Below are 17,289 nucleotides of genomic sequence, written 5' to 3' on the forward strand. Positions count from 1 at the left end.
GATGCCCTACCTGGTCGTGTCCGTCGCCCTGTTCGGGCTGCTGACCGCCGTCAACCTGCTGCTCACCATCGGTGTGGTGCGCCGGTTGCGGGAGCAGACCACCGAGCTCGCCGACCTGCGTAGCCGCGCGCCGTTGGATCCGATGGGCGGCGGGACCAGCCTCCCGGTCGGTGCGACCGTCGCGCCGTTCGAGGCGGCCACCGTCGACGGGCGTACCGTCGCCCTCGCCTCGTTCGGCGAGCGGCCGCTGATCGGGTTCTTCTCCCCGTCCTGCACGCCGTGCGGGGAGCGGCTGCCCGGGTTCGTCCGGCACGCCGCCGGCCGGCCCGGCGGGCGCGACACCGTGCTCGCCGTCGTCGCCGGCGGGGGCGGGGACGACGGCTACGTCAGGGACCTCGACGCCGTGGCCACGGTCGTCGTGGAACCGGAACTGGGTCCGGTGCAGAAGGCGTTCGGCGTCACCGGATACCCGTCGTTCCTGCTCGTCCGGGACGGCGCGATCGAGGTCACCGACCACGACCTCGCCCCGGTCCTCGAGCGCGACACCGCCGTCGCGTCCGCGGCCGGTTGACCACGCGGGCCGGGCGCGCGCTCGGGCTCGCCGCGCGGGCCGCGCCCGGGCACGTGACCGGGTATCTGCTGGTGTCGATCGCCGGCGCGGGCGGGCCGCTGGCCACCGCCTGGCTGATGAAGGCCGTCATCGACCGGGTCGTCGCCGGACACGTCCCGTGGACCGCGACGGCGCTGCTCGCGGTCGCCGGTGTCGTCACCGCGCTGGTGCCGCACGCCATCCGGTACCTGCGCACCGGGACCGGCCGGCGCACCCGGCTCGCGGCGACCGGCGAGCTGTACGCGGTTGTCAACCGCTTCGTCGGCCTGCGCCCGTTCGAGGATCCGGAGTTCCTCGACCATCTGCAGGTCGCCCGCACGTCCGGAACCGGTGCGCCGGTCACGGTCGTCGACTCCGGGCTCGGTGTGGTGCGCGGCGCGCTCATGATCGCCGGGTTCGCCGGCACGCTGCTCCTGCTCGGGCCGTGGATCGCGGTGGCGGTGCTGCTCAGCGCCGTCCCCTCGGTCCATGCCGAACTGGCGCTGAGCCGGCGCCGCGCGGCGATGGTGGCCCGCGTCGGCCGGGCGCAGCGCCGCGAGATGTTCTATTCCAACCTCCTCGTCGACGTCGACACCGCGAAGGAGGTGCGGTTGTTCGGCGCCGGCGGGTTCCTGTTCGGGCGGATGCTGGCCGAGTTGCGCGCCATCGACACGGAGAACCGCCGGGTCGACCGGCGCGAGCTGGTCGTGCAGGGTCTGCTGGCGGTGGCCGGCGCGTTGGTCGCCGGCGGTCTGCTGCTGTTCGCGGTTCGGGGGACCGCGACCGGTGCGCTGACCGTCGGCGACGTCGCGCTCGTGGTCGCCGCCGTCGCCGCGGTGCAGACGGCCCTCGGCGGGCTGGTCACCGACCTGGTGACCGCGCACCAGGGGCTGCTGCTGTTCGGGCACTGGACCGCGGTCGTCGACGCCGGGTCCGACCTGCCGGTGCGGCCGGACCCGGCGCCGGCGCCGCTGCTGCGGACCGGCATCGAGCTGCGCGACGTGTGGTTCCGGTACGCCGACGACCAGCCGTGGGTGCTGCGCGGTGTCGACCTGACACTCGCCGCCGGCCGCACCACGGCGGTGGTCGGCCTCAACGGCGCCGGCAAGAGCACGCTCGTCAAGCTGCTCTGCCGGCTGTACGACCCGGTGCGCGGGGCGGTGCTGTGGGACGGCGTCGACATCCGTCAGCTCGACCCGACCGACCTGCGGGCTCGGATACGCGCCGTGTTCCAGGACGCCGTCGCCTACGACCTGACCGCGCACGAGAACGTCGCGATCGGCGACGTGCCGACGGACCCCGACCGCGGGCGCGTCGAGGAGGCGGCGCGGGCGGCGGGCGTCGACGCGACCCTCGCCGGGCTTGCCGCCGGCTACGACACACCGCTCACGAGGATCCTGCTGCCCGACGCCGGGTTCGACGCCCTGTCTGAGAGGGCGCTGTCCGGGGTGACGCTGTCCGGCGGCCAGTGGCAGCGCGTCGCCATCGCGCGCGGCGTCGTCCGCGACCGGCCCGACCTTCTCATCCTCGACGAACCCAGCTCCGCCCTCGACGCCGAGGCGGAGCACGAGGTGCACCGGCGGCTGCGGGCCCTGCGCCGGGGCCGCACGTCGCTGCTCATCTCGCACCGGCTCGGTGTGGTGCGCGAAGCCGACGTCATCGTCGTCATCCGGGACGGCCGCGTCGCCGAGCGCGGCAGCCATGACGGCCTGATGGCCGACGGCGGCACCTACGCGCACCTGTTCGACCTGCAGGCGGCCGGATACCGGGAGGTGCTCACGTGACAGGGCTTGTCGTCGGGGCCGGTGCGTCCGCTGTGGTCGGCCTGGGCCGAGCGGGCCGCGCGGAGGCCGTCAAGGCCGAGGTTTTACGGCCGATCGTCCACAAACTGACAGCCGAAGTTGCTTGTTCCGGTGCGCCGACACGAATGTATGCTCCGCTGGCGCTTCGCAGACAACAGGCAATGGAGCGGTATACGTGGAAACTCAGGTACGCACGGAACTGTTCGACTTCGTCGTCGACAACTATCTATTCGGTGACCTGTCGAGGGCCCCCCGCGACGAGGACTCCCTTGTGGAGGACGGCATCATCGACTCGACCGGTGTCCTCGAGCTGGTCGAGTTCCTCGAATCGCACTTCGGCATCGAGGTCACCGAGATGGAGACCGTGCCGGAGAACCTCGGCAGTATTTCCAGTCTGACCAAGTTCGTGCTGGGCAAGAAGGCCGGCAACGGATCGGGTCAGTAGGCCGCTCCGCCGTTTCGAGAATGCCGGCCATGGACTTCCGCACCCGACGCTGGTGGCGCACCGGCCGGCTGGTCGTCGTCGGTGCGGTCGTGGCGGTGGCCGGTGTGGTGGTGGGAGGTCTGGTGCTGCTCGACGGTGATGCGGGCGCCGTCGCCGCGGACGAGGTGACCGGCGGCGTCGGCGTGTCCGACGTGTCCGCGGCCGACCTGCACAAGGTGGCGCGCACGAGGGTCTACTTCGGACACCAGTCGGTCGGAAACAACATTCTCGACGGCGTGCCGGCGGTCTTCGCGGCCCACGGCGTCCAGGCGCCACCGATCGAGCAGCGGCGCGCCGGTCCCGATGCGGTGGGCGGCTTCGTCGCGCACTCGCCGATCGGCGAGAACACCAAGCCGATCGGGAAGATCCAGGACTTCGCCGCCGTGCTCCGCGGCGGGATGGGCCGGCACGTCGACGTCGCCGTGATGAAGCTCTGCTACGTCGACATCACCCCGGACACCGACGTCGACGCATTGTTCGCGGCCTATCGCGACACCATCTCCGCGCTGGAGAAGGACTTTCCGGACGTCACGTTCGTGAAGGCCACGGTGCCGCTGACGACGCAGCCGGGCCGGGTGGGCCGGCTCAAGCTGTGGTTGAAGAGCGACGACGGCTACGGCTCGGCCGCCAACGCCACGCGCGAGCGGCTGAACGAGCTGATCCGCACGGAGTACCGGGGCGGCAACCTGTTCGACGTGGCCGCCGTGGAGTCCACCGGCCCGGACGGCTCGCGGGTCTCGGGGCGTCACGACGGTCGCCCGTACTTCGCACTCGTCGACGAATACGCCGCCGATCCGGGCCACCTCAACGCGAGCGGCGCGCAGCGCGCGGCGGCGGCCTGGCTCGCGGCGGTCGCCAAGGCGTCCGCGAGGTAGCGGCGGTGTGCGATGGCGTCGGCACGGACATCGTCGCGGTCTCCCGGATCGCGGCGTTGATCCGGGACAGAGGGTCCGCGTTCCTGCAGCGGTGGTTCACGCCGGTCGAGATCGCGTACTGCACGGCGAAGGCGGTGCCGAGCCGGCACTTCGCCGCCCGGTTCGCGGCGAAGGAGGCTGTCGTGAAGGCGCTGCCCTTCGCCTGGGAAGGACCGCTGCCGTGGCGGTCGGTGGAGATCGTGAACGAGGCGGGGGGCAAGCCGGTGGTCCGGTTGTCCGGTGGTGTGCTCACGGCGGCGCGGAAGGCCGGCGTCGACGCGGTGCGGATCTCGTTGTCCCACAGCGACGAATTCGCGACGGCCATCGCCATGGTGACGCTGACTTCGGCTGCGGGGCCGACGAGAGGTGGGGACCGTGAGTAGGGAACAGGCCGAACAGGCCCTGGACGAGTGGCGGGCCACGCGCGATCCGGACACCGAGCCGGAACTGGAGGCGATCCGGCTGGCGATCCTGCTCGAGGACGTCCTCGGCGTCCCGCTCTCCGACGACGACATCGACCTGGCGGTCCTGTCCGACCCGGACGCCGTCGCCGACCTGCTCGCGCGTAAGGGCGGTCGCTGATGTGCGGCATCGCCGGGATGGTGTCCCTCGGCTCGCCTCCCGACCGCGACGTGCTGCTGCGGATGATGGGCCAGTTGACGCACCGGGGCCCGGACGGCTGCGGGTACTTCCGTGACGGGCACGCGGCGCTCGGGCACGTCCGCCTCGCCATCATCGACGCCGCCGGCGGCGCGCAGCCGCTGTGCAACGAGGACGGCACGCTGTGGGTCACCTTCAACGGCGAGATCTTCAACTACGTCGAGCTCCGCGAGGAGCTGCGCGGCCACGGCCACACCTTCCGGACGGCCAGCGACACCGAGGTCGTCGTGCACGCCTGGGAGCAGTGGGGTGCGGACTGCTTCCGCCGGTTCAACGGGCAGTGGGCGCTCGCCCTGTGGGACCGTCGCGAGCGGCGGCTGGTGCTGTCCCGTGACCGCCTCGGCGTCCGGCCGCTCTTCCTCGTCCGCACCCCCGGCGCGGTGCGGTTCGCCTCCGAGGTGAAGGCGCTGTTCGCGGACCCGTCCGTGAACCGGTCGTTCGACCCGGCCGGGCTCGACCAGGTGCTGACGTACTGGTCGACGGTGGCCCCGCGAACCGTGTTCCAGGGGGTCGAGCAGTTGGAGCCCGGGCACTACGCGGTGCTCGACGACAAGGGGTTCCGCACTGCGTCCTACTGGAGCATCGACTTCCCCACCCGCGGGCGGCCGGGGCCGGACATCAGGGAGAGCGCGGAGGCGTTGCGGGAGAAGCTCGTCGAGGCCGCCCGCCTGCGGTTCCTGCGCAGCGACGTCCCGGTGGGCGCGTACCTGTCCGGCGGACTGGACTCCTCGATCACGGCGGCGCTGGTCGCCCGCTACACCGATGCCCCGCTGCACACGTTCTCCCTGCGGTTCTCCAGTGCGGAGTTCGACGAGGGGCGGTACCAGAAAGAGATGACGGCGGTGCTCGGGACGCAGCACCGGGAGATCGTCGTCGGCCCGGCCGAGATCGCCGAGGTCTTCCCCGAGGTGATCCGGCACACCGAGACGCCGATCCTGCGCGCGGCGCCCGCACCCCTGTTCCTGTTGTCGAAGCTGGTCCGCGACGACGGCTACAAGGTGGTGGTGACCGGCGAGGGCGCCGACGAGGTCTTCGGCGGATACGACATCTTCCGGGAGGCCCGGGTCCGGCAGTTCTGGGCGTCGGACCCGGACTCGGCGAAGCGGGCGCGGGCGGCCGAGCTGCTCTACCCGTGGCTGGTGCGGTCGCCGAGCCGCACGCCCGCCTTCGCCCGCAGCTTCTTCGGCCGCAACCTCGACCCGGCCGACCCGGCGCTGTCGCACCGCCCCCGCTGGGACTCCACGGCGGTCCTCAAGGGAATGCTGACCCCGGACCTGTTGGCGAACACCGTGGCGGACCCGGCCGGCCTGGTCGCCGCGATGCCGGCGGGAAGCGCGGACTGGGACCTGCTGGGGCGCGGCCAGTGGCTGGAGATGGCCACCCTCCTGCCCGGCTACATCCTGGCCTCGCAGGGCGACCGCATGCTCATGGCCCACTCGGTCGAGGGTCGGTTCCCCTTCCTTGACGCCAACGTCGTCGAGTTCGCCAACGCGCTCCCGGCCCGGCACAAGCTCTTCGGCCTCGAGGAGAAGTACGTGGTGAAGCGGGCCTTCGCCGACGTGGTCCCGAAGAGCATCCTGCGCCGCCCGAAACAGCCCTACCGGGCGCCCGACGCGGCGAGCCTCTTCGCCGACGGCACGCCCGCGTGGTTCGACGACGTCACGTCGGAGCGGGCCGTCCGGGCCGCCGGCGTCTTCCGGCCCGAGATGGTCGCCCGGCTGATCGCGAAGGGCGTGCGGGCCGGCGGCGAGAACATGACCAACACCGACAGCATGCGCATCATGGCGGTCGTCTCCACCCAGCTCACCCACGCGACGTTCATCGCGGGTGTGCCGGCCGGGGCCGCGCTGCCCGAAATCCAGGTCGCCGTCGACCTGACCCGGGACGACACCAAGGAGGGCTCGTCATGACGATCCCAGACCGATCCTTCGGGCCGCAGAGCCTGCGGATCGACGCGGAGCAGGAGATCAGCCGGATCTCGGCCAGTCTCAAGTCCTACCTGACGGCGACGAAGCGCCGCGGCATCGTGGTCGCGCTGTCGGGTGGCATCGACTCCAGTGTGGTGGCCGCCCTGTGCGTGGCGGCCATCGGCAAGCAGCGGGTGTTCGGCCTGCACATGCCCGAGCGTGACTCGTCGTCGGACACGCTGATGCTCAGCCGCCTCGCGGCCGACTCCCTCGGCATCAACTCGGCGCTGGAGGACATCTCGCAGATCCTCGACGCCGCCGGCTGCTACCGCCGGCGCGACGAGGCCATCCGGCTGGTCTGTCCCGAATACGGCGACGGGTACAAGTCGAAGATCGTGCTGCCGAGCGTGATCGACTCCGACAGCTTCCGCCTCTTCTCCGTCGTCGTCGAGTCGCCGGACGGCGTGCAGACCAAGCACCGGCTGACCACCGAGTCCTACCTCGGCATCGTGGCCGCGACGAACTTCAAGCAACGGGTGCGCAAGATGCTGGAGTACTACCACGCCGACCGGTTGAACTACGCGGTCTCCGGCACGCCCAACCGGCTGGAGTACGACCAGGGCTTCTTCGTCAAGCTCGGTGACGGCTCGGCCGACGTCAAGCCGATCGCCCACCTCTACAAGACCCAGGTCTACCAGCTGGCCGAGCATCTCGGGGTGCCGCACGAGATCCGGTCCCGGCCGTCGACGACGGACACGTACTCCCTTCCGCAGTCGCAGGAGGAGTTCTACTTCTCCCTGCCGTACCAGCGGATGGACCTGTGCCTCTTCGGCAAGAACCACGGCGTGCCGATCGACGACGTCGCCGCCGCCACGGACCTGACCAGCGAGCAGGTTGTCCGGGTCTACCGGGACATCGACCGCAAGCGGCAGACGTCGGCCTACCTGCATCTGGCGCCCGAACTCGCGGCCGGTGTCCCCGAGATCGCCCACACCCGAACGGATCGGTGACGGGAATGCCGTTGTTGCAACGTCCGGTGGCCGTCGGCCGCAGCGGAGAGCAGAAGAGCGTCGGCAGCGCCCTCGCGCGCGCGGTGCTCATGACCCGCAACGACCTCGTCACGGCGGCGCGGTACTACTACCTCGTCCGGTTCGCGGGCGCCCGCCTGGTGCCGCGCGTCATGCGCTACGTCCTGTACCGCATGGCGGGCATGCGGCTGCAGATGAACAGCATCGCGCCCGGCCTCTTCGTCGGGGGTCCGGCCTCGAACCTCACGATCGGACCCGGCACGAGCATCAACGTCGACTGCTTCTTCGACTGCCTGGCCACGGTGACGTTCGGCAGCGGCGTGATGGTGGGGATGGGCGTGACGATCGTGACCAGCGACCACCCCATCGGTCCGGACGGTCGGCCGCAGGGCGAGCCGGTCGGCCGGGAGGTCGTCATCGGGGACCGGGCGTGGCTGGGGGCGCGGTCGATGGTCCTTCCCGGGGTGACCGTCGGCGAGGGAGCCATCGTCTCCGCCGGCTCGGTCGTCACGCGCGACTGCCGCCCGTTCGCCGTCTACGCCGGCGTCCCCGCCCGCATGGTGGGCCAGGTTCAGGCCCAGCCGACCGAGGAGTGACCTACCGCGCCGCGCCGAGCAGGTTGACGAGGAACGCCACCGTGGTCGGCTGGGCGGGCACGGTGCCGGCGAGCACCCCGTCGAGCCACTCGGTGCGCAGCGCCGGCACGTCGTAGAGCGCCCGGCACGCCGCCGGCTCGGCCCGCCAGTGCGCGAGTACCAGGGCGGCGGTCTCGGCGGCTCCGAGCTGTGCCCGCCGGCCCCGGGTCAGGCGCTGACGCACCTTGCGCACCATCTTGCGGGCGGTGACCGCGCGGGTGGACAGCCGGGTGAGCGTCGAGCGGTCGGCGAGCCGGGCCGGCACGAGGCCGGAGTCGAGCGGGATGCGGGCCAGGTCCGGGTCGAGCCGGCGCATCAGCCGGCCGAGGAGCATGGAGTCGCGTTTGTCCCCGGGCGCGACGGCGAGCGCCAGCTCGATGAAGCGCCGGTCGAACATCGGGTTGATGTAGTGGCGCCGGATCGCGGCGACGGTGCCGTGCGCGCCGGCCCAGCGGTGCATGCGGTGCATGAGATAGAAGTCGTCGGTGGCGCGCAGCCAGTCGCCCGGCGCGAAGAGGCCCTGCAGCGTCGCCGTCGTGGTCTCGCGGGCCTGCGTGAGGAACGCCGGATCGAGCGCCTCGGCCTCGACGGCCTCGTTGCTGAACAGCCGCCACCGGGCCAGCCGCTCGACGAGCTGTGGCGAGGTGGTGGCGCCCGCGGGCTGCCCGGCGTAGTAGAAGCCCCGGGCGACCTCGCCGCCCAGCCCGGCGAGGCGGTGACCCTGCTCCAGCCGGGCCTCGGCCAGCAGCAGCGGTGCCAGGGCCAACGGGCTCGCCGCGCACTCCAGTTCCCGGGCCGCGGTCAGCGTCAGTGTGTGCGCCTCGGCGGGCGTCGGCGGGAGCTGCTCGTCCTGTCGGTGCACCTCGTGGACCATGCCGAAGCGCGCGGCCAACCGGGCGGCGATGACGACGTCGGGGGTGCCGGGGTCGCCGAGGGTCAGCGCCCGCAGCCCGGCCCGCTGCTTCTCCGGGATCGCCGCCAGCAGGATGCGCGAGTCGTGGCCGCCGGTGAGTTGGAGGATCGCGTCGGGGTGGTCGTCGACGTAGGCCGCCTCCCATCGGCAGAGGATCTCCGCCATTTCCTCGACCGCGCTGTCGAGCGACGGCGCGGTCGCGGGCCGGGCCGGCGCCTCGGCGTAGCGGCGCAGTTCCAGGACGCCCCGGTGCAGGGAGGCGATCGTCGCCGGCGCGAAGGTGTGCACGCCCGCGAAGATGGTGGCCTCGCCGACCTGCCAGCCGATCAGCGCCTGCGCGCCGAGGCCGACCGGGTCGAGCGCACCGCCGGCGAGCACCGACAGGGCCCGGGCGCTGGTGGACACGGCGGCGACACCGGGTCCGCGCCACCAGTACAGCTGATGGAAGCCGAGCCAGTCACCGGCGACGACGATCGGGGCGCCGGCCGCCGGGCGGTGTGCGGCCGCGAACGGCGGAAGAAACGCCGTCAGTGACCCGCCGCCGTCGGTCAGCATCCGCGGCAGGTCGGCCGTGGCGACGTCGCCGGTACCGGTGCGGGAGGCCCGGCCCAGCCGCACCGTGAACGCGGCGCCGGGGTCGACCTCGTCGCCCGCGTCGGGGCCGGCGAAGGCGATCCAGCCGTCGGCGGCGTGACCGAGCACCGGGTCGACGTCGGCGGCGCTGCGCAGGCAGGCCACCGCATCCCGGTCGACCCGGCGCACCGCGTCGGCCGCGTCGGGCCCGAACGTGACGGCCAGGAAGGCCTTCAACGTCAGTTCTCCGACCGCAGAGGGGTCCCGTCGTCCCAGCGGTTGTTCTCCCACCGGTTGCCGGGCCGCGACGGGTCGAAGCTCGTCACCGCACCCCAGTAACCGCACTTCTTGTTCTTCCCGCGCTGGACCACGTTGTTCACGAAGACGATGGTGTTCACGCCGCTGGCGTACTCCTTCTTCGACGAGCCGCCGTAGACGCAGTACGAGATGCCTTCGTTGGCGCCGAACAGGTTGTCCCGCAGGGTGATGTTGGAGATCGGGCCGAAGTCGGGGTAGAGGTTGATGTCGCCGGAGCAGCCACCGCCCTGCTCGTTGCCGGGGTTGTCGCAGATGATCGTGTTGTGGATCAGCGTCGCATTCGTCTTGCCGTCGGTCGAGACGTCGTTGGCGAGGAACGCGCCCAGGTGCCAGTCGGAGCCGGCCGGCATCTGCTGGCCGTGCAGGTAGGAGTCGCGGATGTCGCAGTTGCCGGCGCACGCCACCGACGTCTGTCCACCGTGGATGTTCGAGCGCCGGATCGTGATGTTCGTGCTGCCGACCGCGGCGCGCCCGACGAGGCCGGCGTTGACCTCGGAGTCCTCGAGCGTGAACGAGAACGACTGACGCTCGGTGGTCACGAGAATGCCGTTGATCTTGCTTTTGCGGATGACGACGTTCCTGGCCCGCACCTCGAAGGTGTCGCAGTTGACGGTTTTCGCCTCGACGACCGTGCCGGTGACGGTGATGGTGCACGGCCCGCTGTAGTTCGAGAGTTTGGTGCCGGCCGGAACGCCGGTGTTGCTGGCGTCGGGGTAGCCGTTGTAGCGCGGGGAACCCGCGGCCGAGGACGAGGGGTGCGCGCTGGCCGACGCGCTGGGCGAGACGCTGGGGACGCTGCTGGCGTCGCTCCCGGCGGGCTGCGCCGCGGCGCCGCCGGCCGTCGACGAGTCTGCGCCACGGGGGGAGCCGGCCGACGCGTCGGCGGATGTCGTGTTGAGCCGCACGACGCCGTAGCCCGTCACCGCGACCGCCACGACGGCGACCGAAGCGGCGGCGGCCACCACCTTGCCCCGCGACCAGAACGTCCGTCCCGACGACGGTTGCGCGTCGTCTAACACGCTTGCCCCCTCCATGCCGGTCGGTCGCTCACGACCGAACCGGACAATCTCTTGTCGCCAGCTGCAGGTGCGCCGCCCGCGAACATACAGTGCCCACGCGGAGCCGACAGTCGGCCGAGCGACCAAGACTGCCCCGCGACGCATGGCCGTTCCGGTGCTCTCGAGCAACCGTGTGGCCAACCGTCACACGACGGACAGCGCCGCGAGCGCCGGAAGTCGGCCGAACAGGTCGGGGAGGTCGCGCACGCCGTTGCCCACCGACTCGTGCGACACCCCCCGAGGTAAGGTCCCGATCTGTGACAGCACCCGGTTTCGACCTGTCCAGGATCATTGCGGAGCGCATCGCCGGGTTGCCGGTCGACGCGCAGCGGCTCATCGGATTGGGAAGCCTCCAGCGGTGCTATGCGACCTTCGTACGCAGTGTGGAGTTGCATCCGCACCGGGCGGCCTACCGGCCGGCGATCGAGGCGGGGCTGGCACTGGCGTGGGCCCGGGCCGAGGGCCAACCGGTCGACGAGGACGAGTGCCGCACCGTGGCGGCGGAGTTGCGATCGTTCGATCCGTCGAACCCGGAGGCCCCGGAGCACCTCGGTGACGACTCGTGGGTCGTTCTGACCTACGGCGGCCTCTCCGACGAGCTCGACCTCACCACGTTCGCCACGTGGGCCGAGTATGCCAAGGCGATCCGCCCGACCGCGGCCAACCTCATGTTCGCCATCTACGGCCGGGCCGAAGCGCGGGCCGGCCGTTCGGCCAGGTTGGCCGAGAAGACCAGCGCCTCGGGGTTCCTTCTCGACCTCGCCACCCAGGTGCGACACCACGAGTGGCTGCGGTTCCGGACGGTCGACAACGAGATCGTCCGGCGCATCCGCGCCGACTCCGAGCGGGTCGGCCTCGAACTGGCGAGCATCGTCGACGGGTGGCGGGCTTAGGGCCGGTGTCGAAGTCCTGACCGGGCTGCGTCAGCCGGTGAGGAGGCCGAGGTCGCGGGCGCGGGCCACGGCCTCCTTCCGGGTGCGGCTGCGCAGCTTGGTCATCGCCGCCGCGACGTGACTGTCCACTGTGCGCACCGACACCACGAGGCGGCCGGCGATCTCGGCGTTGGTCAGGCCGCGGGCGAGCAGCCGGACGATCTCGGCCTGGCGTCCGGTCAGCCCGGCCGGGTTGACCCGGGTGGTGAGCGTCGGACCGCGCGGGATCCGGGTGCCTTGTTCCCGCAGCCGTTCGCGGACGAGCCGGGCCAACGGTTCGGCCCGGAGCGTCTCGAGGACGGCGAGGGCGGTCAGGTGGTCGTCGGTGTCCGGGCTTTCGGTGAGGGCGAACGCGTACTCGTAGCGGTAGCCGGCCACGCGCCAGGCCTCGGCCGCGTCGCGCCAGCGGCCATCGGCCAGCAGGGCGTACGGGTGGGTCAGGCCGTGCCGGTCGACGGGGCGTCCGGCCCGACCCAGCCAATACGCCAGTTCGGCCCGGACGCTGGCGGAGCCGAATCCACGGGCAAGCTCGTAGGCCTCGGCCAACTCGTCGGTTGCGCCTCGCTCACCGACAGCGGCGGTGAGCATCGCGGCCTCGGCCAGTGCCGCGGCCGGCGGGCCGAGCCACTGGGCCTCGCCGAGGGGGACGGCCGTGAGCCAGGCCGCGCGCAGCGTCTCGACCGCGCCCGGTTCACCGCGACGCAGCCGCGTACGGCCGATCACCGTCAGCGCGGCGCAGCGCACGGGTGGCGACGCGTCGAGGGCGTTCGCGGCGGCCGACTCCGCCTCGTCCCAGTCGCCGGAGGCGAGGTGCACGCTGCCGAGCGCCACCTGGAGGTACCGCCAGTACATCAGGAACTCCGTGCGTTCGGCGAACTCGATGCCGTCGGCGAGGCGGCGCCCGGCGGTGTCGAGCCGCAGCAGTTCGAGGTCGTGCAGGATGAGGTTGACGTACGCGCGGCAGGCGTGCTCGGTCTCGTCGGCGGCGAGCGCGACCCGGAGACTCTGCTCCAATGTGGACAGTGAGGCCGCCTCGTCGATTCGCCGGAGCGCCATGCCCCGGTTGTTGAGCGCGTGCGACAGCGTCGCCGGGTTGTCCTTCCCGAGCGCGATCGCCCGCTCCGCCGCGACGATGGCCTCCGCGTCGCGTCCCGCCAGTGCGTGCAGTTGCGACTTGTTGCTCAACGCCATGGCCAGCAGGTCGTCGTCGCCGGTGGTGGTGAGGACGGCGATGGCCTCGTCGGCGGCGGCGTTCCCGGTCTCCGGATCCCCGGCCCACCAGGAGATCCGCGAGAACCAGCGCAACGACGCGCCGTAGGCGCGCGGGTCGCCGCCGTGGCGCAGGTCGACCGCCCGCCGCTGCGCCGCCTGGACCTCGCCGGCCGGCGCGTTGATGGTGTAGCTCTCGACGGCGAGACTCTCCCACAGGTCGGCCTCGGCCGCCCGATCGAGCACGGGATGCTGGTCGAGCACCAACCGCAGGTGCGCCACCGCCTCCCGGTGCGCACCGGCGGCCGCCGCCTCCCGGGCCGCGACCGGCCCGTACACGACGACCACGTCGGAGTCGCCGGCCTGCGCCGCGTGGTGCACCACCCGCGACACGTCGATACCGGGCCGGGCCAGGATCGCGGCGAGCACCCGGCGGTTCGCCGCCATCCGGCGGGTGGCCGGCATCGAGTCCGCGATCGCGCGGCGGGTCAGTTCGTGGCGGAAGCTCACCTGCTCCGGTGTGACCGTGAGCAGGCCGTGCTCCTCGGCCGGGGCGAGCACCGCCGGACCTGCCCCGACCAACGCCTCCACGAGCCACCGCCGCACCGTCGACGGGACCACGGCGAGATGTTCCAGGGCGTCGGTCGTGGCCGGGTCGAGCTGCGCCAGCTTGGCCTGTACCGCGTCGGCGATCGTCGTCGGCACCGCGGTCACGTCGCCGGCGGCGAGGATCTCGGCGACGAAGTACGGGTTGCCGGCGGTGACGGCGAACACCTCGTCGGCGTCGGCGCCCGTCGCGGCGCTCAGCCGGCGTACCGCCGAGACGGTCAGCCGGGCCAGGCGCAGCCGGCGTATCCGGCTCGACCGGGACGCCAGCCCGAGCAGGTGCCGGAGCGGGTGGTCGGGGCGCAGTTCGTCGTCGCGGTAGGTCAGCACCAGCACCAGCGGCAGCCGCGCGGCGCGGCGCACCAGGTAGCGCAGGACGTCGAGGGTCGCCTCGTCGGCCCAGTGCACGTCTTCGACCACGAGCACCGTCGGCTGGTTCGCCCACCCGAACTCCTCGCGCAGCGCCTCCAGCACCTCGCCGCGGTCACCGCGCCGCAACGCGGCGGTCAGCGCCGGCCCGACGGCGCCGATGAGGTCGCGCAGCGGACCAAGCACCCGCGGCGTGGCGAGGTCGTCGCAGTAGCCGACGAGGAGACGCGTCTCCGCCGGCAGCACACCCCGGACCGCCTCGACCAGACTCGACTTCCCGATACCGGCCTCGCCGCAGACGAGCAGCACGCAACCGGCTCCCTGTGCGGCGTCACGGGAGGCTTCGGCGAGGGCGGCCAGTTCGTCGTCGCGTTCCAGGATCGTCCTGCCCACGCCGCCATTCTGGCCGGAGACGGTAGATCGCCGGTCGCTTAAGTCGGTAATGCGCCGCACGGTTCGGTAGTCCGTCGCCGATGCGCCCGGTGGGCGGCCGCCCGTAGAACTTTCTCCGGCACATTCGTTTCCGACGGAAGGAAGAAGCACCGTGCAAACACTCAGATCGGCCGCCGTGGTGGTATTGCTCGCCACGGCGGCGCTGTTCCAACTACCCGCCGGCCCGGCCGCGGCGAGCGTACCCATCGGGGCCCTCGACGTGGAGGAGAGGACGATCTCGGGAGCCACGGGCTCCACCGTGCGGGGCACGGTCTCGTGCCCCGAGAACACGTTCGTCATCAACGCCCAGGCCGATTCGGGGTTCCTCGGGTCCCTGTCGACACAGCCGGATCAGCGGACGGTCGAGGTGGTCGGTCGGATCATCAGCGGCCATCCGTTCAACTTCATGTTCGTCCGGGCCACCTGCCTGCCGGTCGGCTCGATCCCGGGCATGTTCCCCATCTCGCAGCTGTTCCCGGCCGGTCCCGCCAACACCCTGCGCACGGGGGCGATCTTCTGCCCGCTGGGTTTCATCAGCTTCGCCGGTGGTGGCCGCTTCGTCCGGCCCGACGGGTCGACGAGCACCGACGCGTCCAGGATGGTGTCCAACGCGCCGTCCGGCTCCGAGAACGGCCGGGGCTGGACGTTCGGCGCCCAGACCGCCAATGCCGGTGACAGGTTCGAGATCAGGACCATGTGCGCGCCGGCGCAGGGCGGGTTCGTGAAGCAGAACCACCGGGTCCCGCCACGGGGCGAGTCCGCGCTCGTGCGGGTCGAGTGCCCGAGCGGCTTCTTCGCCATCGCCGGTGGCCCGTACCTGTCGAAGCCCGACGGCACCGAGTCGCCCGGGGAGACCTTCGTGTCGGAGCAGCCGGATCTGCTCAGCCTGCACGTCTGGGACGTCGGCGGCACACCCGACAGCCAGGCGGTCCCCGGAACGAAGGTCGTGTCCGTCGCGAACTGCATGCCGTCCCGGCAGTAAGGACGTAGCTCCACCGGGCGCCGCGCATCGTCGCGCGGCGCCCGTCCGGCGGACAATGGAAGGGTGACCTGGTTCACCGCCACCGTCGTCACCGACGACGGCGAGATCCCGTTGCGTGACCTCCCGGTCGGCGAGGTGGTCTCGGCCGCGCTCACCGCCGGCCCCGACGACGGGTGGCAGTACGTCAGCTTCCTGCACCTGCGCGGCGACCGGGAGACGTTCGACGCGGCCCGGGCGCTCTGCCGGAGCGACGAACCGGCGCGGCGGGCGCTGGGCGCCGACATCCTGGCGCAGTTGGGCGCGGTCACGGTGACGTCCGCCGAGGAGACCGCGAGCGTCCCGGTCGAACAGCGGCCGTTCCGCGCGGCGTCGATCACTCTGCTGCTCGACGTCATCGCCGACGAGACCGACGAGACCGTGCTGCCCTCCGTCATCGGCGCGCTCGGCCATCTCGGCGATCCGCACGCCGTCGGCCCGATCGCCCGGCACCGCGAGCACCCCGACGTCGAGGTGCGGTGGATGGTGGTGCAGTCCCTCACCCACTTCGCCGACGAGGACGACGCCGCGCTGGCCCACCTGATCGAAATGACCGCCGACCCGGCGAGGAGGATCCGCGACTGGTCCTGTTTCGGCCTGTACCAGACCGGCCGGGACACGCCGGAGGTGCGGGAGGCCCTGCTCGCCCGCACCGACGACACCGACCCGGTCACCCGCGGCGAGGCGCTCCGGGCACTGGCCGCCCTCGAGGACCCCCGCGCGGTCGAGCCGCTGCGCGCCGCCCTCGCCGCGCCGGCGAACCCCGCCGACGACCCGTCGGGCGAGTCGGCCGCGTTGCTCGAGGAGGCGCGGGAACACCTCGCCGGGTACATGACGGACCCGCGCTAGATCACGCCGTCGAGAAGGGCCGAGCCGAGGTCCGTCGTCAGGTAGAGCACGCCGCGTCCGGTGCGGTCCGCGGCCACCAGGCCGCTGTTCTTCAGGACCCGCAGATGCTGCGACACCGCACTCGGCGACACCCCGAGTGCGCGGGCGAGGTCGGTGGTGGTCGCCGGTGACCGCAGGGCCTCCAGTAGCTGGGCGCGGGGACGGCCGAGCAGCCGCACCGTGCTGCCCGGCGCGGGCCGGGTGCCGACCGTCCACAATGTACCGACGCCGCGGGCCGGGTAGCGCAGCGTCGTCCGCGTCGTCGTGTGCTGCTTGACCATCACCCACGGCGGACCGAGGACGACGGGCAGCAGCACCAGCCCACCGGGCGCCGTGACGACGCGGTCCCGGCCCGGCCAGCGCGCGATCGTCAGCCGCCCGTCGTGCCAGTGCAGATCGGGATGCAGGTCGGCGAACAGCCGCGCCGCCCCGCCCGCGGCCAGTTGCCTCGCGCGGTAGGCGATGTCGGCGTCGAGAACGGCCCGGATCCGCGGCCAGTGCGGCGCGATCAGCCGGTCGTGCGCCTCCCGCAGTTCGGCGGCGATCGCGCGCAGCCCGGCGGCCGGCCGCGCGGCGAGGTCGGCCGTGCCGGGCGGCGGGTCGTCGCCGAACACCCGTCGCAGGCTCGCGCGGACCTGGCGCGCGGTGGTGCGCCGCATCGCCGCGAGGTCGTCGTCGATCGTCGTGCCCGCACCGGCCGGGGCGGGCAGGAGGAACTGCGGCCAGCCCGGCCGGTCGTGGACGATCAGCGGCCACGTGCGGGCGAGGGCCAGCGGTCGCACGGCCAGTTCGTCGGTGGCCCACCGGATCCAGCGCAGGTTGACCGCCTGCCGTCCCCGGTCGCCTAGCTGCTGGAGCCCGGAGATGGTCTCCGACATGGGCGACACGGCGAACCGCGTCCCGGCGAGATCGGAGACGCTGAGATCGAGGGTGAGCGGCACGCGTCCCATTATT

General features: G+C 72.3%; 16 protein-coding genes. 12 read left to right on the top strand and 4 right to left on the bottom strand.

The features are described from left to right. The first annotated feature begins 1 nt into the window (after position 1). The 9 genes from Vau01_RS23340 to Vau01_RS23380 all read left to right on the top strand — a co-directional run bounded on the left by Vau01_RS23340 (position 2) and on the right by Vau01_RS23380 (position 7,980). Positions 2-571: a TlpA family protein disulfide reductase gene (locus Vau01_RS23340; protein WP_203996307.1), complete on the top strand. Its 570-nt coding sequence runs from the start codon at positions 2-4 to the stop codon at positions 569-571. Next, positions 568-2,373 carry an ABC transporter ATP-binding protein gene (locus tag Vau01_RS23345; protein WP_203996308.1) on the top strand — a complete coding sequence of 602 codons (1,806 nt, stop codon included), beginning with the start codon at positions 568-570 and terminating at the stop codon, positions 2,371-2,373. Before Vau01_RS23340 ends, Vau01_RS23345 begins: the two co-directional genes overlap by 4 nt. Before the next feature lie 193 nt (positions 2,374-2,566). Next, complete coding sequence (locus tag Vau01_RS23350; protein ID WP_203996309.1) at positions 2,567-2,836, top strand: acyl carrier protein; 270 nt, start codon at positions 2,567-2,569, stop codon at positions 2,834-2,836. A gap of 29 nt (positions 2,837-2,865) precedes the next feature. Further along, on the top strand, positions 2,866-3,750 hold the full coding sequence (locus tag Vau01_RS23355) for a hypothetical protein (RefSeq protein WP_203996310.1): 885 nt from the start codon (positions 2,866-2,868) through the stop codon (positions 3,748-3,750). A gap of 5 nt (positions 3,751-3,755) precedes the next feature. After that, the gene (gene acpS / locus Vau01_RS23360; protein WP_203996311.1) at positions 3,756-4,172 is read left to right on the top strand and encodes a holo-ACP synthase; all 417 of its coding nucleotides are present in this window, start codon (positions 3,756-3,758) and stop codon (positions 4,170-4,172) included. Further along, the gene (locus Vau01_RS23365) at positions 4,165-4,371 is read left to right on the top strand and encodes a hypothetical protein (RefSeq protein WP_203996312.1); all 207 of its coding nucleotides are present in this window, start codon (positions 4,165-4,167) and stop codon (positions 4,369-4,371) included. The genes acpS and Vau01_RS23365 overlap by 8 nt, the downstream gene beginning before the upstream one ends. Then, positions 4,371-6,359, top strand: a complete 1,989-nt coding sequence (gene asnB / locus Vau01_RS23370) for an asparagine synthase (glutamine-hydrolyzing) (protein ID WP_203996313.1) — start codon at positions 4,371-4,373, stop codon at positions 6,357-6,359. Before Vau01_RS23365 ends, asnB begins: the two co-directional genes overlap by 1 nt. Further along, entirely contained in the window at positions 6,356-7,366 is a 1,011-nt protein-coding gene (gene nadE / locus Vau01_RS23375) for an NAD(+) synthase (protein WP_203996314.1), read from the top strand. Before asnB ends, nadE begins: the two co-directional genes overlap by 4 nt. A 5-nt stretch (positions 7,367-7,371) precedes the next feature. Beyond that, a complete protein-coding gene (locus Vau01_RS23380) occupies positions 7,372-7,980 on the top strand; it encodes an acyltransferase (RefSeq protein ID WP_203996315.1) in 609 nt (202 codons plus the stop codon). A 1-nt stretch (position 7,981) separates the two neighbouring features. Here the strand turns inward: Vau01_RS23380 and Vau01_RS23385 are convergent, their stop codons facing one another. Both Vau01_RS23385 and Vau01_RS23390 read right to left on the bottom strand, forming a co-directional pair. Further along, entirely contained in the window at positions 7,982-9,742 is a 1,761-nt protein-coding gene (locus tag Vau01_RS23385) for an asparagine synthetase B family protein (RefSeq protein ID WP_203996316.1), read from the bottom strand. Between the two features lie 2 nt (positions 9,743-9,744). Then, on the bottom strand, positions 9,745-10,842 hold the full coding sequence (locus Vau01_RS23390; protein WP_203996317.1) for a hypothetical protein: 1,098 nt from the start codon (positions 10,840-10,842) through the stop codon (positions 9,745-9,747). A 296-nt stretch (positions 10,843-11,138) separates the two neighbouring features. Between Vau01_RS23390 and Vau01_RS23395 the strand changes: the two genes are divergently transcribed. Further along, on the top strand, positions 11,139-11,774 hold the full coding sequence (locus Vau01_RS23395) for a hypothetical protein (RefSeq protein WP_203996318.1): 636 nt from the start codon (positions 11,139-11,141) through the stop codon (positions 11,772-11,774). A gap of 30 nt (positions 11,775-11,804) precedes the next feature. Here the strand turns inward: Vau01_RS23395 and Vau01_RS23400 are convergent, their stop codons facing one another. Beyond that, positions 11,805-14,390, bottom strand: coding sequence for an ATP-binding protein (locus tag Vau01_RS23400; protein ID WP_239151796.1), 2,586 nt, complete (start codon positions 14,388-14,390; stop codon positions 11,805-11,807). A 151-nt stretch (positions 14,391-14,541) separates the two neighbouring features. Between Vau01_RS23400 and Vau01_RS23405 the strand changes: the two genes are divergently transcribed. Then, complete coding sequence (locus Vau01_RS23405) at positions 14,542-15,411, top strand: hypothetical protein (RefSeq protein WP_203996320.1); 870 nt, start codon at positions 14,542-14,544, stop codon at positions 15,409-15,411. A 63-nt stretch (positions 15,412-15,474) separates the two neighbouring features. Next, the gene (locus Vau01_RS23410; RefSeq protein WP_203996327.1) at positions 15,475-16,296 is read left to right on the top strand and encodes a HEAT repeat domain-containing protein; all 822 of its coding nucleotides are present in this window, start codon (positions 15,475-15,477) and stop codon (positions 16,294-16,296) included. Here Vau01_RS23410 and Vau01_RS23415 read toward each other — a convergent pair. Then, positions 16,293-17,276 carry a DUF5937 family protein gene (locus Vau01_RS23415; protein ID WP_203996329.1) on the bottom strand — a complete coding sequence of 328 codons (984 nt, stop codon included), beginning with the start codon at positions 17,274-17,276 and terminating at the stop codon, positions 16,293-16,295. The genes Vau01_RS23410 and Vau01_RS23415 overlap by 4 nt on opposite strands. Positions 17,277-17,289: the final 13 nt, after the last annotated feature.

The organism is Virgisporangium aurantiacum (assembly GCF_016863635.1).
GTDB classification, from domain to species: domain Bacteria; phylum Actinomycetota; class Actinomycetes; order Mycobacteriales; family Micromonosporaceae; genus Virgisporangium; species Virgisporangium aurantiacum.

Coding starts and splice junctions, on each gene's coding strand:
- Vau01_RS23340 (WP_203996307.1), top strand. CDS start 2: ATGCCCTACCTGGTCGTGTCCGTCGCCCTGTTCGGGCTGCTGACCGCC.
- Vau01_RS23355 (WP_203996310.1), top strand. CDS start 2,866: ATGGACTTCCGCACCCGACGCTGGTGGCGCACCGGCCGGCTGGTCGTC.
- asnB (WP_203996313.1), top strand. CDS start 4,371: ATGTGCGGCATCGCCGGGATGGTGTCCCTCGGCTCGCCTCCCGACCGC.
- nadE (WP_203996314.1), top strand. CDS start 6,356: ATGACGATCCCAGACCGATCCTTCGGGCCGCAGAGCCTGCGGATCGAC.
- Vau01_RS23380 (WP_203996315.1), top strand. CDS start 7,372: ATGCCGTTGTTGCAACGTCCGGTGGCCGTCGGCCGCAGCGGAGAGCAG.